The organism is Rhodococcus sp. ZPP (genome assembly GCF_017656075.1).
Lineage (GTDB): Bacteria > Actinomycetota > Actinomycetes > Mycobacteriales > Mycobacteriaceae > Rhodococcus_F > Rhodococcus_F oxybenzonivorans.
Window position 1 is genome coordinate 2839363 of the sequence record NZ_CP058638.1, and the last position, 23567, is coordinate 2862929.

Genomic DNA, 23567 nt, shown 5'->3' on the forward strand with positions numbered 1-23567 from the left:
GAACACTGCGCACATGCGCGGAATCATTCTGGCCGGTGGCACGGGGTCGCGGCTGCATCCCATCACTCTCGGGGTGAGTAAGCAGCTGGTACCTGTCTACGACAAGCCGATGATCTACTACCCGCTCTCCACGCTGATGCTGGCCAACATCCGGGACATCCTGATCATCACCACCCCTCACGACGAAGAGCAGTTCCGCAGGCTTCTGGGCGACGGCTCCCAGTTCGGCGTCAACCTCTCGTACCTTGTTCAGAAGGAGCCGAACGGCCTCGCCCAAGCCTTCGTCCTCGGTGCCGATCACATCGGTGACCAGCCGGTCTCCCTGATTCTCGGGGACAATATCTTCTATGGACCCGGTCTCGGTTCCCGTTTGAACCGGTTCGAGAACATCGACGGCGGGGCCGTGTTCGCCTATTGGGTCTCCGACCCCAGCTCGTACGGTGTGGTGGAGTTCGACGAGCGCGGCAGTGCCACCTCCATCGAGGAGAAACCGGCCACCCCGAAGTCGAACTACTCGATTCCCGGGCTGTACTTCTACGACAACGACGTCGTCGCCATCGCGCGGGGCCTTACCCCGTCGGATCGCGGCGAGTACGAGATCACCGACGTCAATCAGGCGTACCTGCAGGCCGGGCGGCTACAGGTGGAGGTACTGCCCCGCGGAACCGCCTGGCTCGACACCGGCACCGTCGACTCCCTCCTCGAGGCTTCGAACTTCGTCCGCACGCTCGAGCACCGGCAAGGACTGAAGATCGGCGTTCCCGAGGAGGTCGCCTGGCGGCGCGGGTTCATCACCGACACCGAATTGGCCGAGCGCGCAGCTACTCTCGGCAAGTCGGGCTACGGCGACTATCTCCTCGAAATCCTCGAACGCGGCAAGGACTGGTGACGTGGAATATCGGGAGCTGACGATCCCCGGGGCGTGGGAGATCACGCCACGACAGTTCGGTGACGACCGCGGCGTGTTCCTGGAGTGGTTCAAGGGCTCCGAGTTCGAGGCGGCTGTCGGGCACCGACTCGACCTCGCGCAGGCCAACTGCTCGGTGTCCGCCGCCGGCGTGCTGCGCGGCATTCACTTCACCGACACCCCACCCGGTCAGGCGAAATACGTCACCTGCGTCAAAGGTGCGTTCCTCGACGTCATCGTCGACGTGCGCGTGGGCTCCCCCACCTTCGGACAGTGGGATTCCGTGGTGATCGACGATGTGGACCGTCGCGCCGTGTATCTCCCCGCGGGTCTGGGCCACGCAATTCTGTCGCTCGAGGACGCGTCCACGGTGATGTACTTGTGCTCCCTCGAGTACACCCCCGAACTCGACCACGACGTTCATCCCTTCGACCCCGAACTCGCCATCGACTGGCCCGCCGTCGGACGTGACGGCTCGCCGCTGAACTTCCAGCTGTCCGGCAAGGATTCGGCGGCGCCGACGCTGACGCAGGCAGCCGAGGCCGGGGTCCTGCCGGTCTTTGCGAGCTCCTGAGGTCGGTTTTGCCGCCGGATCGCCACTGGTGCACCCTCCCGCAGGTAGGAGCCGGAACGGCAACCGGTTGTCAGCGCGGCACCGACCAGGGTGAGAAGATGCCTGGATGACGAGCGACACGAACGAGACCGTTCCGGTACGCGAACGACTGGAAGTTCAGCGGGCGATCGCGGCAAAACCGGCGGACATCTTCAGCGTGCTGTGTGACCCGAACGGGCACGTAGCCATCGACAGTTCAGGCATGTTGATGTCCGCCGAGGGCGAACCCGTGACCGCGGCAGGTGACAGCTTCGTCGTCCACATGGACCGTGACGCGCTGAACGACGTGGATCTGGGGCTATACGACGTGACCGTGACGATCGAGACCTTCGTTCCCGACCGCGAGATCTCGTGGAAGGCCCTCGGCCGGATTCGCCCGCAGATCGGCCACGTGTACGGCTACCGTCTCGAGCCGATCGAGGAGGGCACGATGGTCACCTCGTTCTACGACTGGTCCTCCATCGACCCCGTTTGGCGGGACGCCGGAATCTTCCCGGTGATCTCCGAGACTGCCCTACGCGCCACTCTGGGGATCCTCGCCCGCACCGTCGCACCCGGGTTGCCCCGGCCGCTGTAACCGGAGTCCCGGTGAGCGGCGAAGTTACTCCTGCGGACGCCGCCGGTTCTCTCGGCGCTGCTCCTCGGCACGTTCACGACATCGGCGGACGAACTCGGCCTCCTCCGGGTCTTCGGGCAGGCGCTCACCGGGGTACTTCTCGGGCCGCCCCGCGACCAGCCAGAGGATCGAGCCGACGATCGGCAAGAGCAACACCACCACCAGCCAGCCGTCTTTCGACAGATTCCGGACCTCGTTTTCGTCGGTGGTGATCGCATCGGCGAAACAGAGGACCCAGAGGATGAATCCGAACAGCGCGACGTACAGCATCAGCGTTCTCCTCGCCGGCACGCCCGAACACATGGTGCGCCTCTCTTCATCGAACAACTGCCGCGTTGTCGCCGCAAGGGTTCGGCTCACCCCGTCCATTCGATCCGGTCGGCGAGGGCGAGCAGCGCACGCTTGCGGTTGGGGTTGGATTCCCCGATCCAGGCGATACGCCCGTACACGTGCTCGCGGAAGTACGGCCTCCCGTCCCGGTTCTGCAGATCCGGGCCGGTGCGCAGGGAGTTGAAGAGCAGCGCACGCAGTTGGTCGTACTCCGTGCGGGCGGCCTGCGCGTGCGAGTTGATCACGAGTCCCGCCAGGTGCTGCCGTCGGTGCGCTCGCATGATCCGCGTCTTGCGCGGATGTACCGAGAACCCTTCGTCCGCCGCGATCCGGCCGACGGCGGAGATCAGGCGGTCCGCCGCGAGGTCGACGCCGGAGAACGCGAGATCGTCGGCGTACCGCGTGTATTCGGCTCGGGAGGACCGCGCCAGTCCGGTCAGCCGTCGATCGAGCCGATACGCGACGAGATTCGCGAGGGCCGGCGACGTCGGCGCCCCCTGCGGCAGGTGTGACCCCCGTAATCGGCTCGCCGTGTCGAATGGAAGCCTCGCGAGAACGTCCGGTGGAGTGGAGGTGGTGCAGAGTCCCGTCATCACACGCGACACCCGTGGCGGATATCCGAGCGAGTCGAAAACCGCCCGCACCCGAGCCTGGGAAATCGACGGAAAGAACGCACGCAGATCGATCCGCACCACCACATCTCGACCCGCATGCGGTGCCGCGAACGTGTGAACGCTGCGCCCGCGCACGAAGCCGTGCGCGGCGGCATGCGGAGGTACTCGATCGAGGAGACCCCTCAGGATTCGGCGCTGCACCTCGCGGAGCCGTTCCTTGGGTGCTTCCAGCAATCGGTGGTCCGACCGGATTCGGTAGCGGTAGTGCTGCAGGGTAGGCGCCTTGTTCCGCAGCCACTCACCCGGATCGGCGAACCAGTCCAATTCCGCCGGGGTGAGACCGACCGCCTGCGCCACCGCGACCGTGTGGGTCCACTTCGGAACGTCGAACCTCCACTCGTGGTCAGGTTGCTCTACCACCGGAGCCGGCTCGTCGATGTGCGGCAGTTCCGACAGCAACCGGTACACGCTGTCGACCCCCTCCACCGGAGGAGTGGGCAGAAGGTCGAACAATCGTGTTGCGATCCGGTCGGCGTCCGGGGTGCCGATCTCCTCGAACCGCTGGGCGATCGCGGCTCGCGTCCAGGAACCCGACGTCGCCACCGCGGCCAGGCGACGCGCCACAGCCGAGGACAGGGCGCGACGCCCTGTCATGCGTGCGACGGTGAGAGGCGACCGATACCTGTCGTCTGCGGCGCGCCGAAGCACGCGGAGCGTGCGGTCGTGCGTCGGACGGTGCCTCCGGTGAACAATGCCGAGCCAGGGGTTACCCCTGACGTGGTCGCAGCCGGCGTACCGGCCACCCCACTCTCACCCCTGCACCGTCGCACCTCGTGAGAATGCCATAAAGTCAGCCGCTTTCGGAGGGTTCCGGGCCGACGGCGTCGCGTGAACTACGCGCCGGATGCGCATCGATCCTGGCCGGGCTTGCCGCGCACGGGTATGTCGCACCGAAGCGCGACATCGATGCCGAGGCGATGCGACTGCACGCACTCGTCGACGGGGCCGCGATGCACGCCCTGCTCAACGAAACCGATACCGCGGAAACGGCGCAGCGCATGATCGCCGAACACCTCCGCGGTCTGGCGTGAACCGCGATCAGGCCTGAGGTGCGCCGCGCCCGCGAGGGAGCCTCGCGGAAGGTCGCTATCTCACAAAGCGGCCGGCGAATCCGCGCAGTGGCATGTCGGCACTTGTTCTGATCCCTGGTGCCGCCGCGACGACACTCCGGAGGGAGTTCAATGCCGGCAGTCCGGTAACAGTCATACCGATGGATGCAAAGTCTTCCGGGTTATCGAGGCGTACACCGGGTTTGGGAAATATAATGTGTTTGCTGTAGATATTCGGGTCGCCGGTGATCTGGGTGATGTAGCAGCCCTTGATGTTCCAGCTCGGATCTGTGTGTGGTGTCATCTGCCACTCGAGATGGGACTCGATGCGGGGTACACCGTCGACCATGCCCTGGTACTTGACGTAGTTGGCACCCAGAGACCCTTTGGGCATCCGATACCAGCCCAGGTCGACGTCCTTCGTGCAGGCGCCGAGCTCGTAGGTGAACGCCACCTCGTCGAGCTCGAGGTCGAAACAGTCAGCCATCATGTACACGCTGTCGGAGAACACGCGGGTGTACTTCTCCAGGGATCCCGGGATGCTGGGGTCGTCGATCGATTTGCCGTAACCGACTTCCTTCCACGTTTCGACCGAGTGGTGACAGGACACATCTACCGACTCGATCACGGTGACGTTCTCGATCTCGGCCACATCCGCGGAGTGGACAACTCCGAGGATCTGACAGAGTCCCGGGTTCATTCCAGTGCCGTAAAAGGTGGACCCGCCACGCTGACAGGCTGCCTCGAGAACCTCGGTGACCTTCCTCCCTGACGGGTGTGGATGGTTTCTGTCGCGATGATGACCGGTGATGAAATCTGCGGTGGTGACGATATTGATGCCCGCCTCCAGGACGCGTTCGTAGAGCGCCTCGTCGGGAAACACTCCATGGAAGGTCAGCACATCGGGTTGTGCGGCGATGATCTCCTCGATCGTTCCGGTCGCCGTCACCCCGATCGGCTCGAGTCCGGCGATCTCGCCGGCGTCCCGGCCGATCTTATCGGGCGAATAGCAGTGCAAGCCTACGAGTTCCAGGTCTCGGTGGGCGCTGATTCGTTTGATCATCTCCGAACCTACGTTGCCGCTCGCGACCTGGAAGACGCGGATCGGTGCGTGTGTCGTGCTCATTGGCGGGTAAGTGCCTTTCTGGGAATCTCACGAACGGAACTGGTGCCACTGGCGGACATGATCGGAGTGACTCACGTCACCGAACTGCAGTGGCGGCCTTCGATTCGACATCGGCGGGATAGAACTGGTTGGCCCACTTGCGAAGCGCGGTAAAGCCCTCGAATTCCGAACGCGACAAGGCAGGAGGATCGGAGTAGCGCTGGTGTTTCCAGATATGGATGTCGTTTTGAAACTGCTCGATGACTCCCTGTGCGTGCTTGCGGGCCCGGGGAGGGGGTTCGGCGCATCCGTTACCGGGGCGACGACCGATCCACACGGTGAATCGGACATCGGAGGTCGATTCGTCGATCGGGGTAACCGCGGTCAACGTCCGGTTGTCGATCATCCCCCAACTCTTCGTGGCGGCAACTCCGACTCCGCTGTTGATCGCTTGCACACCGCTGTTGACCTCGTCGGCCGGTACGTCGTCGAACGCGATGGTGAAGTCGACGTAGGACACCGGCTGGTCGAAGTCGTGGCGGGTGAACTCGGGAATGAGCGGCGTGTTGTGCACGTACTTGAAATGCGCAAAGTCCACGCCGTTCTCCATCACGTACTGCGGATGGATCTCCAGGCCGGTCTCGAACAGGGTGCTGTAGCCGTACGCAGGGTAGTAGTCGGCGCCACTGTGCCCGTCGTCGAACCCGGAGAGGGCGTCGGCGACGTCGAAGTACGGCGCGCGCCGATCCACGTCGTGCCAGATGAAGACCGATTCACTGTGTTCGGTGACGGGGTACGTGCGGATTCGCCGGCCCTTGTTCGGCTGCTTCTCGTAAGGGATACATACGTTGCGCCCCTGCATGTTCCATTCCCAACCATGGAAGGGGCACCGCAGAATTTCGCCATCGACGGTGCCGCCGTAGCCCAGGTGCGCACCCAGGTGTTCGCAGTAGGCGTCCATGACGGTGACCTGCCCCGACATAGACCGCCACGCAATCATCTCGGTGCCGAAGTACTTCATCCGAACGACTTCCCCGGCGCCGATCTCGGCGGACCACGCGACCTGGAACCATCCAGTCGGCTTCATCGGCAGAGGTGTCTTCGCCATTCGGAACCCCTCTTCTACGATTCGACCCTCGACGAAATCATAGAGGGTTCTACGACTATTTGGTAGAGGGTTCTGCGAATTCACGCGAGTGGAGTCGTTCGGCGCATCGCCCGTGCTACTACCATGGGCGAGGTGACAGAAACGGGCGTGGCAGGCAGGCGCAGCAACAAGCGTGGCTTGGCAACCCGCGAGAACATGCTCGATGCCGCCGTACGGTCGCTGGCGTCCGGTGATCCGGGCGCGGTCTCGGGCAACCGCATCGCCAAGGACATCGGCGCAACCTGGGGGACAATCAAGTACCAGTTCGGCGACATCGACGGGTTGTGGGCCGCAGTGCTGCGCCACACCGCCGAGCGTCGGGGTGACATGCCCGCGAGTGCGCCGGCCACTGCCCCACTGCGAGAACGGGTACGGGCCATCATCGACAACATGTACGACGGGCTCACCGGCAGCGATTCACGGGCGATCGAAACCCTCCGCGCCGCCTTGCCGCACGATCGCGAAGAGTTCGAACGGTTGTATCCGTCGACCGCAGCCGAGTTCGCGTCCTGGAGACAGGCCTGGCTCGACACCTGTCATCGCGCTTTCGCCGGTCTCCACGTGAATCCGGACCGCGTGACCGAGGTGGCTGCATTCATTCCCGGCGCGATGCGCGGCATCACCTCGGAGAAACAACTCGGCACGTACACCGATCTGGACCTTGCCAGGCGCGGGCTCACCAACGCGATAGTCGCCTACCTCGAGCCCTGATGCTGCTCGAACTACGGTGACCGTTCACCGGCTTCGAGCGGAGTGCTGTCGACATTGATCTGAGCCTCGATCACGAGCGAGACATGCTCGACTATGCGCCGCTTGGAGATTCGCGAGCTTCCGGCGAGCCAGTGCTGGTACAGGAAGGCGAGAGCGCCGAAGATTGCGATGGAGTTGAGCGCGATGGTAAGGGAATCAGGCTCGGCGCTGTCGCTCAATATTTCCAGCGACGCCGCGATCGGGGCGGTGAACTCCTTGACCAGCTGCTCTCCGCGCTGGGCGAGTTCCGGAACGCTCTGGGACTCGACGAACATGATCCGTCCCCGACGTCGATCGGTGGCCACGTAGTCGGTGAAGGACCGCACGACGTGTCTGATCAGCTCCCGCGGCTCCCCCGGAGCTGTCCCCAGCGCGGCGATCAAGGTGTCGCGGGCGCCGAGGACGACCCGATCCAGAACGGCGATCAGCAGTTCGTCCCTGTTCTTGAAGCTCTCGTAGAAGTACCTCTCGGTGAGACCCGCGCGGCGGCAGGTGGCTCGCATCGTCGTCGCGGCCGCACCCTCCGTGCCCATGATGTCCAGACCCGCCTCGATCAATTGCTCGTGGCGTGCGGCGCGGCGATCCTCCGGCTCGCGGCCCCGCCATTTCCGGGGCGCGCCGCGAGCGGTCTCGGTCTCGGTCATGCCTCCATCGTCTCATTACCGCGGACCCGGGACCTTCCGACGGGATCACTCGAACAAGATGTTGACATCAGCTGCTGTTGACATTGATTGATGTCACTTCTACTGTCAGGCCATACGGCGGCATCGACGAGGAGGACGCCCCACATGGTCAGCGCTACACAACCGGTTGAATGCCCGGTCCACGACAGTCGCGAGAAGGTGCATGTACTCGTCATCGGCGCCGGGTTCGGCGGGCTCGGAACGGCGATGCAGCTGAAACAAGCCGGCATCGACGATTTCGTCGTGCTCGATCGAGCGAGTGAGGTTGGTGGAACGTGGCAGGTCAACACCTACCCCGGGGCCCAGTGCGATATCCCGTCGATCCTGTACTCGTTTTCGTTCGCGCCGAATCCGAACTGGACGAGGTTGTACCCGCTGCAGCCTGAAATCCACGACTATCTGCGCGCCTGCGCCGAGGACTTCGGGATAGTGCCGCATCTGCGTCTGAACTGCGAGGTGCGGGACGCGACCTGGGACGACGCCGCGCAGGTCTGGCACGTGACGACCGATCAGGGGAGCTGGGAAGCCAGAATTCTCGTGGGGGCCATGGGTCCCTTCAGTGAACCCGCAGTCCCGGACCTACCCGGACTCGACAGCTTCGAGGGCACGGTCTTCCACTCCGCGGCGTGGAATCACGAGCACGATCTGTCCGGTGACAGAGTTGCCGTCGTCGGAACCGGCGCGTCGGCAGTGCAGATCATTCCGCGAATCCAGCCGATCGCCGGATCGTTGACGGTGTTCCAGCGGACTCCGACGTGGATACTCCCCCATCCCGACCAGCCGATGACCGGATGGCCCCGGACACTGTTCGAGCGGATACCCCTCGTCCAACGGCTCGCACGGACCGGACTCGATCTGGTGCAGGAGGCGATGGTCCCGGGGTTCGTGTATCGACCCGCACTGCTGAAAGGTCTCGCGAGCCTCGGCCGCGCGCACCTCAAACGCCAGATCCGAGACCCGGAACTGCGACGCAAGCTCACTCCCACGTATGCCTTCGGGTGTAAGCGTCCGACGTTCTCCAACGCCTACTATCCGGCACTGGCACAACCGAACGCCGCGGTGGTCACCGAGGGAATACTGGAAGTGCGACCGAACGGGATCGTGACCGTCGACGGCACGCTGCACGAACTCGACACGATCGTGATGGGCACCGGCTTCAGGCTGACCGACAATCCGGCGTTCGACGTGGTGCGCGGGCGGGACGGCCGCACGTTGGCCGAGGCCTGGGACGGCAATGCCCGGGCCTATCTCGGCACGACGATCAGCGGCTTTCCCAACTTCTTCATGCTGCTCGGCCCCAATTCCGTCACCTACACCTCCCAGGTGGTGACGATCGAGGCCCAGGTGAAATACATCCTGAGCGCTCTGCAGCAGATGGAAGCGCAGGGAATGGCAAGCATCGACGTCCGCCCGGAGGTGCAGCAGGCGTTCGTGGACGACGTGGACGAGCGTTTGCAGAAATCGGTGTGGAACGCCGGCGGCTGTGCCAGTTACTACCTGAGCGGTGAAGGCCGCAACTTCACCTTCTACCCGGGTTTCAACCGGAGTTTCCGTGCACGCACCCGGCGGGCGGACCTCGCCAAATACGTCACCCGACGAGCGGGAATCTCGTCGCAACCGACAGTGAGGACAGCAGGATGATGACCTTCCCCCGCATCGGACGGAAACCGGTGGTCGACCCCGCAGGCGCGCGCCGGTACACGGACGAATCCCACGCAATCACGGCTCGTGACGTCGAGTTCAGCTGGGAAGGAGTGCCTTTGCACTACATTCCCGGAGAGCCGATGGCAACGCACGTCATCAACTTCATGCACCTGGTCCTTCCCGAAGGGGAGCGTGCAATGTCCGCGACCCTGGCCGAGGCACTGCCCCTGATCGAGGACGAACGACTCCACGAGGAAGTAGTGGGCTTCGTGGGCCAGGAGGCGACCCACGCCGCCTCGCACAAGGGGGCACGCGAGCATCTCGCGGAGCTCGGCATGGACATTACGCCGATGTCGCGCAAGATGGACTGGCTCGTCGACCGGATCCTGGGTGATCGCGGGTTGTCGGGCCGCGCCAAACGGGCCTGGCTGTGCGAACGGTTGGGCCTGTTCGCCGCCATGGAGCACTACACCGCTGTCGTCGGCGAGTGGTTGCTGACCGACCCGGCCCTCGAGAAGGCGGGCATGCACCCGGTCATGCTCGACATGGTCCGGTGGCACGGCGCCGAAGAGGTCGAGCACCGCAATGTCGCTTTCGACGCCTTCATGTACGTGGACGGCAGCTATGCGCGGCGGGTGCGCACGGCTCTGATCGCCAGTTTTACCCTCATCGTCCTGTTCCTGTCGTCGATGAACTACTTGTTCCGAGCGGACCCGTCCACCGAGAAGGGGCGCTTCTGGCCGCTGCAGTTGATCAGCGCGATCCGGCGCGGATTGGTGCCGAACCTCAAATTCTTGGTGACGGAGATTCCGCCATACCTGCGCCCCAGCTTCCACCCGTCGCAGATCGGCGACATGGATATCGCGATGCGCTACCTCGCACAGTCCCCCGCAGTCAACCGCTCCTAGCGAGAGAGACCACTCATGATGACGACCCACTCGGACGGGATCGACGACCCCGCCTCCGACCGAACTGAGTTCGAGCCCACTCGAGCGCTCCGGTTGGCGGCGCAGGCAACGGTCGCGTACCGGCACGTCTTCGCGGCGAGCCGTGCCGCATCGTGGCTGTCACGACCGAATCCAGTACGCAACAATGGATTCGGCATGACCCTCACCATCGACGAGGTGAGGCAGGAGGCGGAGGACGTGGTCAGCCTCACCTTGACGTCGCCGGACGGAGGCACGTTGCCGTCCTGGATTCCGGGTGCTCACCTCGACGTCTTCCTGCCGTCGGGCCGGCAGCGTCAGTACTCGTTGTGCGGTGACCCCGACGATCTGTCGTCATACCGCATCGCCGTCCGCCGCATCAACGGCGGCCTGGGCGGTTCGAAGGAAATCCACGAGACGCTCGAAGCCGGGGACCGCGTGCGCATACGCGGTCCGCGCAATGCCTTTCCGTTGGTGACTGCCGACTCGTATCTGTTCATCGCCGGCGGTATCGGAATCACACCGATCCTGCCGATGGTGAGAAAGTGTGACGAGCGGGGACAATCCTGGCGACTCGTGTATCTCGGCCGCTCGCGCACCACCATGCCGTTCCTCGACGAACTCGCGCGATACACCGGCCGGGTCGAAGTGAGACCGGACGACGAATCCGGCCCACCCGACATCACCGAGATTCTCACCACCGCGGAACCGGGTGCAGCCGTGTACCTGTGTGGACCGACACCGCTGATGACCCCTGCACGCGGTGTCATGCACACGCTCAACCCGACCGGCTCCCTGCACACCGAACGGTTTTCGGCATTGCCCGTGGTCGATGGGCACCGGTTCGACGTACGCCTCGCGAAACAGGGAACGACCGTATCGGTGGCCGAGGACGAAACCGCGCTGACCGCGATACGCCGTGAAATCCCAGGGGTCGCCTACTCGTGTCAGCAGGGCTTCTGTGGCACCTGTCGAGTGCGGGTCCTCGCCGGAGACGTCGAACACCGCGACCGCATCCTGACGGACGCCGAGCGACAGGACTCGATGTTGATCTGCCTTTCTCGCTCTGCCGGCGGACCTCTGGTGATCGACCTATGACGCGCTGGTACCCGCTCGCCGCCGCAGACGACGAGTTCCTGAAGACCGCCAGATTCCGAATCGTGCACGTCGTCTACTTGTCGACGGACCCTGCACACGTGTGGAGTGTTCTCACCGCCCACGACGCATTGGTGTCCTGGTCGTCGCTCATCACCGCAAGCGACTGGACTTCACCTCGACCCTTCGGCATCGGCACCACAAGGACGGTGACACTCGGTCACGGTGCAGCGGCCCTGCGGGAACGCTTCTACCGCTGGGAAGAGGGCAGGCAGATCACCTTCACCGCCGAAAGCGCGTCCAGGCCCGGCTTCCGTCGGTTCGCCGAAGACATCACGCTCGACCCGCACCCGGACGGCACTCGGCTCACCTGGACTTTCGCTATGGAGACCACGCCCATGCTCACCCCGTTGATCGCGTGGTCCCAGCCGGTCCTCCGCCGCGTGACGCGTGGATGGGCGCGCGGCCTCGCCCACAAGGCACTCGACCATCCGAAGGGTGCATCTCGATGACCACCACCACGGCTGCAGATTCCACCTTCGATGTGATCAGTCCGGCAACGGGACGGGTTGTCGGCGTTCACCCCCTCGGTTCGACACGCGACGTCGATGACGCCGTAGCCCGTGCGCGTGACGCCGCCGACTGGTGGGCCTCACTGGGATTCGACGAACGAGCCCACCGGCTCGATGCCTGGCGTGGCATCATCGCCCGGCGAGCAACGGAACTCGCGGACCTCGTCCACATGGAAATGGGGAAGCCACGCGCAGACGCGATGCTCGAGATCGCGATGGCCTTGGAACACCTCGCGTGGGCGGCGAACAACGCCGGCAAGGTACTTCGCCGGCGCACTGTCCGCTCGAGCGCGCTCACCCTCAACCAATCGGCCAGTGTCGAATACCTCCCCCTCGGGGTGGTCGGTGTGATCGGACCGTGGAACTACCCGATCTTCACTCCGCTCGGGTCGCTGTCGTTCGCCCTTGCAGCCGGGAACACAGTGGTCTACAAGCCGAGCGAGTACACCCCAGGCGTGGGGGTGTGGCTGGTCGAGGCCTTTACCCAAGCGGTGCCGGAACATCCCGTGTTGCAGGTCGTCACCGGCGACGGTTCCACGGGAGCTGCGCTGTGCCGATCCGGCGTGAACAAGATCGGATTTACCGGGTCCACCTCGACCGGCAAGAAAGTCATGGCTGTGTGCGCGGAAACGCTCACCCCCGTCCTTATGGAATGCGGCGGCAAGGACGCACTGATCGTCAACTCCGACGCGGACCTCGATTCTGCGGCTGATGCCGCTGTGTGGGGTGGGCTGTCCAATGCCGGACAGACCTGCCTCGGGGTCGAGCGGGTGTACGTGCACGAGAGCATTTTCGACCAATTTCTCGACAGAATCGTGGCCCACGCGTCCCGCATTCGTGCGGGCTCGGACATGGATGCGCACATCGGCCCGATCACCATGCCCTCGCAGGTCGACGTCGTCCGTCGCCACATCAACGATGCGATCGACAAGGGCGGGCGGGTGGTGCTCGGCGGGCCTGACGCGGTCGAGGGCCAGTTCGTGCAACCCACCATTCTCGTGGACGTGCCGGAGAACAGCGTCGCGGTGACCGAGGAAACCTTCGGCCCCACCCTGATCGTGTCGCGAGTTCGGAATATGGACGAGGCCGTGGAACGGGCCAACTCGAGCCGATATGGTTTGGGTCTCAGCGTCTTCTCACGCCGGCACGGCGAGGACATCGCGCGGAGGATTCGCACCGGTGCAGTCTCCGTCAATTCTTACGTTCTCTACGCGGCCGTTCCAGGTCTGCCCCTGGGCGGGGTCGACGATTCCGGATTCGGTCGCGTCCACGGCCCGGACGGCTTGAAGGAATTCACTTTTCCACGGGCCATGACCCGACAGCGCTTCCCTTCTGTTCTGCCGCTCACGACATTCCGGCGCACACGATGGGTCGACTCGCTCGTCCGCTTCCTCATCACACTGCTCCACGGAAGGAACTGACGATGGCGACCTTCAGGAAGCGATCGGCAGTCACCCGCACACTGCGTGACCTGGGACTGCCGCTACCCGGCAAGGGGGCTGAATACGACGTCGCAGGCAAAGTCGTCCTGATCACCGGCGGCGGCGACGGCATCGGATTGGCCACAGCCCGCACACTGCACGCCCGCGGAGCAACAGTCGCATTGATCGACATCGACCGATCCGCCCTTACCGCAGCGGAATTCGTACTCGGAAGGCAACGCGTCTCGACTCTGGTCGCCGACGTCCGCGACCGGGACGGCATGAGTGCAGCCGTGCAGGAGGTGATCGAACGGACAGGACGGCTCGACGTGGTTATCGCGAACGCCGGAGTGACACCGCCCCCGGCCACTCTTCGCCGAATCGACCCCGCCGCCTTCGATCGGGTCATAGACATCAACCTCACCGGAGTATTCAATACCGTCCGTCCGGCCGTCGACGAAGTGATCGAACGGCGTGGCCACATCGTCGTGGTGTCGTCCGCGGCTGCGTTCGCTCCCGGACTCGCCGGTGCGTCGTACATGATCAGCAAGGCGGCCGTCGAGCAACTCGGCCGGGCTCTGCGCCTCGAACTCGCAGGCTATGGCGCCTCCGCCGGTGTCGCCTACTTCGGCATGGTGGACACCCAACTGGCTCGCGCAACGCTGGACGACGACGAGCTCGGTCGGAAACTCGATGCCCGCCTGCCGCGGCCGTTGCGGCGCCGTATCAGCGCCGAGGACGCCGCGACCGTCATTGCCGACGCCATCGCCCGACGCGCCGGACGCACCCTGGCGCCCGCGGCCTGGCAGCCCTGGGCGCTCGGGCGCGGACTCGTGAATGTCTTCGCAGACGGCTACCTCGCTGCCGACCACGACTGCCACGAGCTCATCCGTGAACTCGAGGCTCGACCTGCCACCTCAACCGCTGCCGGATCACCCCCCTCCACCAGGAAGATGCCATGACCCCGACTCGAGCTCCTATCACCTTGTGCGAGGCGTTTCAACGCGTCGCAGCCATCGAACCCGAATCGATCGCGCTCCGCACCGTGGGCGGCACCGAAGTACTCACCTGGCGGGACTACGCGGAACAGGTACGGGACGTGGCGGCCGGGTTCGCCGGGCTCGGCGTCGGGCGCGGGGACACCGTGGCACTCATGATGGGAAACCGCCTCGACTTCTACCCGGTGGACGTGGGTGCCCAACACGTCGGTGCCACCTCGTTCTCGATCTACAACACCTCACCGCCGGACGCCATCGCCCATGTCCTCCGCAATGCGGGAGCGAAGGTGGTCGTGTGCGAGGCGCAGTACGTCGAACGAATCAGAGAATCCGGCGTGCAGCCCTCGCGGATCGTCGTCGTCGATGGCGACTCGGCGACCGCACCAGCCGGAACCCTCTCGTTGGACGAGATGAAAACGCTGCGTCCCGCAGACTTCGACTTCGACTCGGCCTGGCGAGCCGTGCAACCGGACGACGTTGCCACGCTCATCTACACCTCGGGGACGACCGGAAATCCCAAGGGGGTCGAATCGACACACGCCGCGTTACTGTTCGAGGCCAGCGCAGTGCGCGAGATCCTGCCGATCGAATTCGGCGACCGGATCACCTCGTTCATGCCATCCGCGCACATCGCTGACCGGATGACCTGTCTCTACTTCCAGATGGTCTTCGGCACCGAAATCACCGTTGTCGAGGAGATCTCACAGATCGCCGCCGCCCTCCCCGATTGCCGGCCGACCATCTGGGGTGCAGTCCCACGCGTCTGGGAAAAGCTCCAGGTCGCAGTGGAGCGGGCGGTAGCCGACGAGCCGGAGGAAACCCGGCGCCAGGGATTGCAATGGGGCCTCGCGGTGGGCGCCCGCCGGTTTGCGATGCTGCGGGCCGGCCAACCCGTACCCGCGGAACTCGAAGCCGAATTCGTTTCTGCAGAAACGCGAGTGCTGGCGCCGCTGCGGGCGCAACTCGGATTCGACGCCCTGAAGTGGGCCGTATCCGGCGCGGCCCCCATCCCCGCCGACACCCTGGCATTCTTCGGCGCGCTCGGTCTGAACATCTCGGAAATCTGGGGCATGTCGGAATTGACGTGCATCGCGAGCGCCGCTCCTGCGGACCCCACCAAACTGGGAACGGTCGGCAAAATCGTTCCCGGCATGGACATGCGGATCGCCGACGACGGCGAGCTGCTCGTCCGCGGCCCGCTGGTCATGAAGGGGTACCGCGGCGAGCCGGAGAAAACGGCGGAGGCAGTCGACGCTGACGGATGGCTGTCCACGGGAGACATCGTGACCGTCGACGACGACGGATTCCTCACCATCATCGATCGAAAGAAAGAGTTGATCATCAACTCTTCGGGCAAGAATATGTCACCAGCCGGGATCGAGAACGCGATCAAGGCCCAGTCCTCGCTCGTCGGTAACGTTTCCACCATCGGTGATGCCCGACCGTACAACACCGCACTGATCGCGTTGGACCCCGACGCGGCAGCACGATATGCGGCTCAGCTGGATGTACAGGCGGATGCCGCGACTCTGGCAGCACACCCCGCTGTTGTCGCAGTGGTCGCCGAAGCTGTCGCCGCAGGAAATGCCCGCCTCTCGCGGGTCGAGCAGATCAAGAAGTTCACTATCCTTCCCTCTTTCTGGGAGCCCGGCAGTGACGAATTGACCCTCACCATGAAGCTGCGCCGCAAACCCATCGCCGCGAAATACGCTGCCGAGATCGAGAATCTCTACGCCCAGCCGGCACCCGAGGGTGTCCACGAAGCCGCGCTCCGTCGCGCCGACACGGCGCCCGCAGTCGCAGGCTGACAGCACCTTTTGCGAACCCGACCCTGCTGACGAAAGAACACGATGACCACCACACACTCGGCGTCGACACTGACGGACTCCGCCTGGATCGACGAGGATCTCGCCGCCGTAGCCGAACTCGCGCGCAACTTCTTCGCCAAGGAGGTGACTCCCCACCAACAGCGCTTTGCCAAGCAGGGATTCCCCGACAGGGACACCTACCGAACGCTCGGCGAACTCGGCCTGTCGGGCATGTCCATTCCCACCGAATACGGCGGGGGTGGTGGCACGTTCGCACACGATGCGGTCCTCTTCCACGAACAGGTGATGGCCGGGGACCACTCGCTTCAGCTGGGCGTCCACTCAGGGATCGTTCCGCACTACCTGAACGCGTACGGAACCGACGAACAGAAATCACGGTGGCTTCCCCGGCTCACCAGCGGTGAGTGGGTGGGTGCGATAGCCATGACCGAACCCGGCACCGGATCGGACCTGCAGAGCATCTCTACCAGAGCTGTGCGGGACGGCGACGACTACCTCGTAACCGGCGCAAAAACCTTTATCTCCAACGGGTACAACTGCGACCTCGTCATCATCGCCGCCAAGACCGATACCGCCCTCGGCGCGAAGGGTGTGTCGCTGATCGTCGCCGAAGTCGACAACAACACTCCGGGTTTTACGCGGGGGCGAATCTTCGACAAGGTGGGACAGAAAGGGCAGGACACCACCGAACTGTTCTTCGACGGCGTCCGAGTGCCCGCCGAGAATCTCCTCGGTCCGACCGAGGGTGCCGGCTTCGTCCAACTGATGCAGCAGCTTCCCCAGGAGCGATTGATCTGCGGTGTTGCCGCAGTCGCTGCGATCGAACGCGCGGTCGCCCTCACCGCGGAGTACGCGAAGTCTCGGACGATGTTCGGCAAGACCCTGTTCGACCTGCAGAACACCCGCTTCGAACTGGCCGAGTGCGCCACAATCGCCCGGGTGTCGCGGACCTTCCTCGACGACTGCATCGTCAAGCATCTCCGCGGTGAGCTCGACGTCGCCACGGCCGCAATGGCCAAATACTGGCTCACCGACCAGCAGTGCTCAGTGATCGACCGCTGCGTACAGCTTTTCGGAGGATACGGCTACATCCTCGAATACCCCATCGCCCAGATGTACGCCGACGCCCGGATCCAGCGCATATACGCCGGATCCAACGAGGTCATGAAGGAACTCATCTCTCGCACGCTCTAGGCGCTCCGCGCCCGTGCGCCTTTCTGGTAGTCCCAGCTACCAGAAAGGCGCACGGGCCGAAGGCCTAGAATGCACTCATGGATCGAGAGGCTCCGCGCGGACTGACACTTGGTGAGTTGATCAGGCGCCAGCGGGAGATGGCCGAGCTCCCGATGCGTCAGTTGGCTGCGATGGTGGGAATCTCGAATCCGTACCTGTCACAGATCGAGCGGAACCTCCGGGAGCCGAGCGACCGCGTCCTGCAGGCCATCGCCGATCAGCTTCATCTTTCCGCTGACATGCTGGTGTCGGAGGCGTCGCGAGCGCAGAAGGACTCCGCTTCCGCAGTGATAACGGCGCTCCGGGAGGACCCGGACCTCACCAATGCGCAGCGGAAGGCAATCGAGGAAATGTACGAGGCCTTCCGGCAGCTCACCATCGCCAAACGGAAGCGTCCGAGCACCGGACCATAAGACTGACGGCGTCGTGCAGATCACCGACCGCCCACGCTGTGTTGCATGTCACATGCCCTGGTAAACATAAGTGTGACGACGAGTCCCCGCAGATAGAGAGGCCGTATGGACCGGCTCGTGCAGCAGTGAAAGTACGCCGACGCAAGTGACCGTGCAGGGTACCCCTCGGTAATATGCAGTTCAAACATTCCTGTGTCAACGTGTGATCGGGCGCTACCGGCGCCATCCCACTCTTCGCCTCTGCGAGATCCGCAGCAAGATCACCTCACAGGAATACCGTGCAGACAGAACACACCACCGCGCGCGCCGTCGCACTCGAAGACCTCCCCACCCTCGTCGGTACCGAACTCGGCACGTCGAGTGCCGTACAGATCACTCAGCAACAGATCAACTTGTTCGCCGATGCGACGAATGATCACCAATGGATCCACACCGATCCCGAGCGCGCGAAGGAAGGTCCGCTCGGGAGGACAATTGCGCACGGATTCCTCACATTGTCGTTGGCACCCAGTTTATTCTGGCAACTGATCGATGTCGTCGACAGCGAGCAGGTGATCAATTGCGGTATTGGCAATGCACGGTTCACGGCGCCCGTTCCCGTCGGTTCTCACCTGCGTCTGACCGCTGAGGTCACCACCGTCAAAGCATGTAGAGGTGGCTACCAGGTGACGTTGGCACTGACCATGTCGGTCGACGGCTCCGAACGTCCCGCGTGCGTGGCGGATATGACGATTCGATTCTTGGGGAGCAACGTGTGATCGACAACCTGCACAAGAAGATCGCCTCGCGGATCGACCCCATCGGCTGGGGCCCCGCGGTGGCGTCCGTCGCCGGCCGCGCAGCAAAGAATCCTTAGGCCGTCGTCGCCGCGTCGACGAACTACGCCACTCACCTCGCCCACATTCCGGCGGCTGCTGTTCGAGTGTTCAACGACGTCGACCCCCAACCTCCCATCCCGGTCGACCCGAGCGACAAGAGGTTCGCAGACGCGGCGTGGCGCGAAAATCCCGCATTCTTCTCTCTGTACCAAAGCTATCTCGCGACTCGTGAACTCGCGGAAGACCTCACAGAGGCGGGCGCGGGAGACGAATTGCAGGACGCCAAGGCACGGCAAATCGTGAACTTGATGCTCGACGCCCTGTCGCCCAGCAATTTCCCGCTCACCAATCCGGGCGTACTGACGCGCGCGTTCGACACCGGCGGGGCGAGCCTCGTTCGCGGTGCCCTTTTCGCTGCCGAGGACATCATCAAGCGGAAGGGGCAGCCGGTCAAAGTCGATCGGGCCGCCTTCACTCTCGGTGACAACCTTGCAGCCACGCCGGGCAAAGTCGTTTTTCGCAACGACTTGATCGAAGTGATCCAGTACCAACCGCAGACCCCCTCCGTGCATGCGGTCCCGATCCTTGTCTCCCCACCGTGGATCAACAAGTACTACATACTCGATCTCGCGCCGAAACGGAGCCTCATCGAGTGGGCGGTCGCGCACGGGCGCACAGTCTTTGCGATCTCCTACCGCAATCCCGACCGGTCCATGATGGACATCACGATGGACGACTACTACATTCGCGGGTTCGCTGCCGCCATGGACGTCGTCGAAGAGGTCACCGGTTCGGGGAAGATCGACATCCTCTCCATCTGCCTCGGTGGCGCTATGGCCGCGATGGGAGCGGCCCGTCTCGCTGCAACCGGGGACGACCGCATCAACTCACTGACGATGCTGAACACGCTGCTCGATTACAGCGAGGTCGGCGAGCTGAAGCTTCTGGTCGATCCAGACACCCTCGACCGGGTCGAGATGCGTATGCGGCGGCAGGGCTTTCTGTCCGGCGAAGAGATGAGTGGCACCTTCGACCTGATCAAGGCCAAAGAGTTGATCTTCAGCTACTGGGTCTCGCGCTGGATGAAGGGCGAAAAGCCGGCCGCGTTCGACATCCTCGCGTGGAACGAGGACAAGACCAGGATGCCCGCCACGATGCACTCCGAGTACCTGCGATCCCTCTACGGCCGAAACGAATTATCCTCTGGGGAATACGTATTGGACGGTCAGCAGCTGGATCTGACGAAGGTCACGTGCGATGCCTACATCGTCGGTGCCGTCAACGACCACGTCGTGCCGTGGACCTCGTCGTATAAGAGTGTGCATCTACTCGGCGGAGACGTGCGTTTCGTCCTCACCAACGGGGGCCACATCGCCGGTGCGGTCAATCCACCGAACAACAGGTGCTTCTTCCATGCCGTCGGCGCACCCGATTCGGGCGAACGCCGGACCATGCCCGCGAATCCGGCGGACTGGCAGATTTTGTCCGAGAAGCATTCCGGCTCGTGGTGGGAGGACTGGACACAGTGGTCAGCTTCTCGCGCGGGCGACATGGTGGCACCGCCGGCTGTGGGCAGTGCCAAGCATCCCGTCCTGGCCGAGGCCCCGGGGACGTACGTCTCTCAGTAATCAGGCGACAGGTACGTTAGCAATCAGATTGCTAACCTGCTAATGTGCTCACTGACGTTACCCCCACCCAAGGAGTAAGAACGTGACCACAGCCAAGACAGTCACCGACGCCACCACCGCAGCGGCTGCCGGCCTCAGCAAGGCACTCGACGAATCGACCGAGCGGATCTCATCCCTCAACGAAAAAGTGGTCGACGCCGCGAAGCAGAGCGGAAACCTCTCGCTCGACACCTACGAGAAGGCCCTCGGCAGTGTCCTCGAATTCCAGGAGAAGATCGGCACCAGCAGCAACGTCGAGTGGATCAGTAGCCTCACGAAGGCACAGGTGTCCCTCGTCAACGGGATCAGCACAGCGTTCACCGACGCTGCACGCTCAGTGCTGAAATAACGTGACAGCAGCGATGGCCGGGATGACACATCCCGGCCATCGTCGTCTGCCAGTGAGAGCGCGCACATGCAATCGACGGGAGCCAGCTGCATGACGACAGCAGGGAATAGGCACTGGAGAGACCTCGCTCTTTTCCCGCTCGAGGTGGGGGCGGCGGCAGTCGAGGGATGGTCGGGGTACTTGGCAGGACTCTGTCGCCGAAGGGCAAACCCGTTCGACATAGCCGACGACGTGCTCTCGTTCTGGGTAGCGGTGAGCTCGCGCGAATGCCCGAAGTGGGCGCATCACAGTGACGTTGCTCGTCGGGGTCGACTGGCCGATTGCCGCAACTACTCCACCGACGGACGCACCGACCAGATCCCGACCTTGGTGATCCCACCCCACTCGGGTCGCGCCTCCTCGATCGTGGACTATGCGGACGGACGGAGTCTGATGTACACGCTCCGCGAGGCCGGAATCGACAATCTCTACTGCCTCGACTGGCACGGCCGCACTCCCGACAACACCAACGCGTCGATCGACGACTACCTCGACTTGCTCACCGAGACAACCGAGTTCCTGGGCGGCAGGATCAATTTGGTCGGCTTCAGCCAGGGTGGATGGCTTGCCACGATTTTCGCGGCTCTTCATCCCGCCGCGGCCCACTCACTCGTCATCGCAGGTGCGCCGATCGATTTCCACGCCGGACGACCGCACGTCGTCGAGGTGATGGGCAGCTGGTTGCGTGATCCGAGCGCCGCATGGTTACGGGCGTGCGCCGTGGCAATCGCCGGATTGCAGTATCGACTGGGTGAAGCGGCCGGCGTCCCCCTGGGGAGACCTACTGCGGAGTTCGAACACGCCATGACGCTGCTTGCGCACATCGATGAACCGGAGGCCGTGGAACGCTATCTCGAGCGTAGACGGTGGTTCGCATGGTCGCAGCAGTTACCGGACCGATTCCGCGACTGGATGATCGAGGAGCTGTTCCTGACGAATCGGCTGATCTCGAACGAGCTCCGCGTGAAAGCGGGAAACATTACGCTCGAGTCGATTTCGTGTCCCGTCTTCTTGATAGCGGGCTCCGATGACGAGTTCACACCACCCGAGCAGGTGTGGGCGCTGGAACGCCACATCTCCACCCCACCGGGGCACATCACGCGGCGTCTCGTGAATGGTGGGCACCTGAGCTTGATCATCGACCCCGCCGTTCTCGAGGAAGTGTGGCGGCCGGTGATGCGCTCGGTTGCGGCGCTGTCAGCGACATCGGAGGTCGACCACTCGCCGTCACCATGAACGCGTATCGGGAAAAGTCGCAGCGGAGCCCCAGTAACTGAAACGTGTTCTAGTATGGAAGGCGACCGGACACGGGTATCGCCCGCCTAGGAGACGCTGTGAGCTTCGTTCTCGTCGACCATCCACGGCCGGGCGTCGCCCTGGTGACGCTCAATCGCCCGGAACGCATGAATGCGATGGCGTTCGACGTCATGGTGCCGTTTCGGGAAACACTCGAACGGATCAGCCACGACAACGCGATACGAGCCGTCGTGGTCACCGGCGCCGGAAAGGGGTTCTCTTCCGGCGCGGACCAGACGTCCGCGGGCAGCCCGCCGCACATCGACGGCCTGACCCGGCCGACCGTCGCCCTGCGTGCGATGGAGATGCTGGACAACGTCGTACTTGCGCTTCGCCGCATGCACCAGCCAGTGATCAGCGCAGTCAACGGTGCCGCCATCGGCGGTGGGCTGTGCCTCGCGCTCGCATCCGACGTCCGGATCGCCTCGGACGCCGCCTATTTCCGCGCCGCCGGGATCAACAACGGGCTCACCGCGAGCGAGTTGGGACTCAGCTACCTACTTCCCCGCGCGATCGGCTCGTCCCGTGCCTTCGAGATCATGCTGTCGGGCCGGGACGTCCACGCCGAGGAAGCCGAGCGGATCGGCTTGGTGTCGCGGTGCGTGCCTGCCGACGACCTACTGGGCGCGTGCTTCGACCTGGCCGAGCGGATGGCGACGTTCTCCCGTCCGGGCCTGGAGCTGACCAAGCGCACCCTGTGGTCGGGACTCGACGCGGCATCGCTGGAGTCCCATATCCACCAGGAAGGTCTCGGGCAACTCCTCGTGCGGCTGCTCACCGACAACTTCGAGGAAGCCACCGCCGCCCGCAAGGAGGACCGCACTCCCCGGTTCCGCGACACCCGCTAGGCACGGGATATGCGGGGCGCTGCGCTGGTGGGGTGAACTTCGGTTCCCGGTCCGCGGGTGAGCGCGGGGTAGTCGGGGTATCTTTCGCACTGGAACGTGAGCGCACCACCCGACGAGAGGTCACCATGCCGAAGCCTCCCCTCCCACAGGAGGCCGCCGAGATGTTCGCGCGGCCCAATTACGCCACCATCACCGCCGTCCGGCCGGACGGGCAGCCCGTATCAGTGGCCACCTGGTACCTCTACGAGGACGGGAAAGTGCTGGTCAACATGGATTCGGGGCGAAAGCGGCTCGACTATCTGCGCCACGATCCGCGGGTGAGCCTCACTGCGATGGACCCACAGGACTGGATCACCCACGTCAGCATCCAGGGGCGGGTAGTCAAGCTGCTCGACGACGAGAATCTCGACGACATCGACCGCATCGCCAGGCACTACACCGGCAACCCGTATCCGGTCCGGGACCGGGCCCGGGTGAGCGCATGGATCGACATCGACACCTGGCACGGTTGGGGATCTCTGAAACAGTCGTGAGCCGCACCCCTC

At 64.0% G+C, this 23567-nt stretch carries 24 protein-coding genes and 1 pseudogene; 20 read left to right on the top strand and 5 right to left on the bottom strand.

Going from position 1 to position 23567, the window contains the following annotated elements; translation table 11 throughout:
- Positions 1–13 precede the first annotated feature (13 nt).
- The 3 genes from rfbA (at position 14) to HYG77_RS13525 (ending at position 2097) form a co-directional block, all read left to right on the top strand.
- Complete coding sequence (rfbA, locus tag HYG77_RS13515; RefSeq protein ID WP_159918836.1) at positions 14–889, top strand: glucose-1-phosphate thymidylyltransferase RfbA; 876 nt, start codon at positions 14–16, stop codon at positions 887–889.
- Between the two features lies 1 nt (position 890).
- On the top strand, positions 891–1481 hold the full coding sequence (gene rfbC / locus HYG77_RS13520; protein WP_208962908.1) for a dTDP-4-dehydrorhamnose 3,5-epimerase: 591 nt from the start codon (positions 891–893) through the stop codon (positions 1479–1481).
- 106 nt (positions 1482–1587) lie between these two features.
- Positions 1588–2097: a polyketide cyclase gene (locus tag HYG77_RS13525; RefSeq protein ID WP_208962909.1), complete on the top strand. Its 510-nt coding sequence runs from the start codon at positions 1588–1590 to the stop codon at positions 2095–2097.
- 24 nt (positions 2098–2121) lie between these two features.
- Here the strand turns inward: HYG77_RS13525 and HYG77_RS13530 are convergent, their stop codons facing one another.
- Together HYG77_RS13530 and HYG77_RS13535 are read right to left on the bottom strand one after the other, a co-directional pair.
- A complete protein-coding gene (locus tag HYG77_RS13530) occupies positions 2122–2406 on the bottom strand; it encodes a PLDc N-terminal domain-containing protein (protein ID WP_208962910.1) in 285 nt (94 codons plus the stop codon).
- Positions 2407–2492: 86 nt separating this feature from the next.
- Positions 2493–3734, bottom strand: coding sequence for a reverse transcriptase family protein (locus tag HYG77_RS13535; RefSeq protein ID WP_208962911.1), 1242 nt, complete (start codon positions 3732–3734; stop codon positions 2493–2495).
- A 242-nt stretch (positions 3735–3976) separates the two neighbouring features.
- On the opposite strand from HYG77_RS13535, the pseudogene HYG77_RS13540 reads away from it, so the two are divergent.
- Positions 3977–4171: pseudogene (locus HYG77_RS13540) on the top strand (TetR family transcriptional regulator C-terminal domain-containing protein); the annotation flags it as partial.
- 55 nt (positions 4172–4226) lie between these two features.
- On the opposite strand, the gene HYG77_RS13545 reads toward HYG77_RS13540, so the two are convergent.
- Positions 4227–5315, bottom strand: a complete 1089-nt coding sequence (locus tag HYG77_RS13545; protein ID WP_208962912.1) for a dihydrodipicolinate reductase — start codon at positions 5313–5315, stop codon at positions 4227–4229.
- 76 nt (positions 5316–5391) lie between these two features.
- On the bottom strand, positions 5392–6402 hold the full coding sequence (locus tag HYG77_RS13550; protein ID WP_208962913.1) for a Rieske 2Fe-2S domain-containing protein: 1011 nt from the start codon (positions 6400–6402) through the stop codon (positions 5392–5394).
- A gap of 123 nt (positions 6403–6525) precedes the next feature.
- Between HYG77_RS13550 and HYG77_RS13555 the strand changes: the two genes are divergently transcribed.
- Positions 6526–7152, top strand: a complete 627-nt coding sequence (locus HYG77_RS13555) for a TetR/AcrR family transcriptional regulator (protein WP_208962914.1) — start codon at positions 6526–6528, stop codon at positions 7150–7152.
- Positions 7153–7163: 11 nt separating this feature from the next.
- Here the strand turns inward: HYG77_RS13555 and HYG77_RS13560 are convergent, their stop codons facing one another.
- Entirely contained in the window at positions 7164–7835 is a 672-nt protein-coding gene (locus tag HYG77_RS13560) for a TetR/AcrR family transcriptional regulator (protein WP_208962915.1), read from the bottom strand.
- 144 nt (positions 7836–7979) lie between these two features.
- On the opposite strand from HYG77_RS13560, the gene HYG77_RS13565 reads away from it, so the two are divergent.
- The 15 genes from HYG77_RS13565 to HYG77_RS13635 all read left to right on the top strand — a co-directional run bounded on the left by HYG77_RS13565 (position 7980) and on the right by HYG77_RS13635 (position 23555).
- Complete coding sequence (locus HYG77_RS13565; RefSeq protein ID WP_208962916.1) at positions 7980–9515, top strand: NAD(P)/FAD-dependent oxidoreductase; 1536 nt, start codon at positions 7980–7982, stop codon at positions 9513–9515.
- Positions 9512–10426 carry a metal-dependent hydrolase gene (locus HYG77_RS13570; protein WP_109326089.1) on the top strand — a complete coding sequence of 305 codons (915 nt, stop codon included), beginning with the start codon at positions 9512–9514 and terminating at the stop codon, positions 10424–10426. Before HYG77_RS13565 ends, HYG77_RS13570 begins: the two co-directional genes overlap by 4 nt.
- A 15-nt stretch (positions 10427–10441) precedes the next feature.
- The gene (locus HYG77_RS13575) at positions 10442–11542 is read left to right on the top strand and encodes a PDR/VanB family oxidoreductase (protein ID WP_244461304.1); all 1101 of its coding nucleotides are present in this window, start codon (positions 10442–10444) and stop codon (positions 11540–11542) included.
- A complete protein-coding gene (locus HYG77_RS13580) occupies positions 11539–12051 on the top strand; it encodes an SRPBCC family protein (RefSeq protein ID WP_109326083.1) in 513 nt (170 codons plus the stop codon). Before HYG77_RS13575 ends, HYG77_RS13580 begins: the two co-directional genes overlap by 4 nt.
- A complete protein-coding gene (locus HYG77_RS13585) occupies positions 12048–13532 on the top strand; it encodes an aldehyde dehydrogenase family protein (protein ID WP_208962917.1) in 1485 nt (494 codons plus the stop codon). The genes HYG77_RS13580 and HYG77_RS13585 overlap by 4 nt, the downstream gene beginning before the upstream one ends.
- A gap of 2 nt (positions 13533–13534) precedes the next feature.
- Positions 13535–14494, top strand: coding sequence for an SDR family oxidoreductase (locus HYG77_RS13590; RefSeq protein ID WP_208962918.1), 960 nt, complete (start codon positions 13535–13537; stop codon positions 14492–14494).
- Positions 14491–16338, top strand: a complete 1848-nt coding sequence (gene fadD11, locus HYG77_RS13595; RefSeq protein WP_109326080.1) for a fatty acid--CoA ligase FadD11 — start codon at positions 14491–14493, stop codon at positions 16336–16338. The genes HYG77_RS13590 and fadD11 overlap by 4 nt, the downstream gene beginning before the upstream one ends.
- Positions 16339–16380: 42 nt before the next feature.
- Complete coding sequence (locus HYG77_RS13600) at positions 16381–17553, top strand: acyl-CoA dehydrogenase family protein (RefSeq protein ID WP_208962919.1); 1173 nt, start codon at positions 16381–16383, stop codon at positions 17551–17553.
- A gap of 77 nt (positions 17554–17630) precedes the next feature.
- Positions 17631–18005 (top strand): helix-turn-helix transcriptional regulator, encoded by a 375-nt coding sequence (locus HYG77_RS13605; protein WP_208962920.1) that lies wholly within the window; start codon positions 17631–17633, stop codon positions 18003–18005.
- Between the two features lie 278 nt (positions 18006–18283).
- Positions 18284–18763, top strand: coding sequence for a MaoC family dehydratase (locus tag HYG77_RS13610; protein WP_208962921.1), 480 nt, complete (start codon positions 18284–18286; stop codon positions 18761–18763).
- A gap of 164 nt (positions 18764–18927) precedes the next feature.
- Complete coding sequence (locus tag HYG77_RS13615) at positions 18928–20451, top strand: alpha/beta fold hydrolase (protein WP_244461305.1); 1524 nt, start codon at positions 18928–18930, stop codon at positions 20449–20451.
- Between the two features lie 82 nt (positions 20452–20533).
- Positions 20534–20839: a hypothetical protein gene (locus tag HYG77_RS13620; RefSeq protein WP_109326075.1), complete on the top strand. Its 306-nt coding sequence runs from the start codon at positions 20534–20536 to the stop codon at positions 20837–20839.
- 90 nt (positions 20840–20929) lie between these two features.
- Positions 20930–22114: an alpha/beta fold hydrolase gene (locus tag HYG77_RS13625; protein WP_208962922.1), complete on the top strand. Its 1185-nt coding sequence runs from the start codon at positions 20930–20932 to the stop codon at positions 22112–22114.
- Between the two features lie 98 nt (positions 22115–22212).
- Positions 22213–23022 (top strand): enoyl-CoA hydratase, encoded by an 810-nt coding sequence (locus HYG77_RS13630; RefSeq protein WP_109326073.1) that lies wholly within the window; start codon positions 22213–22215, stop codon positions 23020–23022.
- Between the two features lie 125 nt (positions 23023–23147).
- Positions 23148–23555 carry a PPOX class F420-dependent oxidoreductase gene (locus tag HYG77_RS13635; protein WP_109326072.1) on the top strand — a complete coding sequence of 136 codons (408 nt, stop codon included), beginning with the start codon at positions 23148–23150 and terminating at the stop codon, positions 23553–23555.
- Positions 23556–23567: the final 12 nt, after the last annotated feature.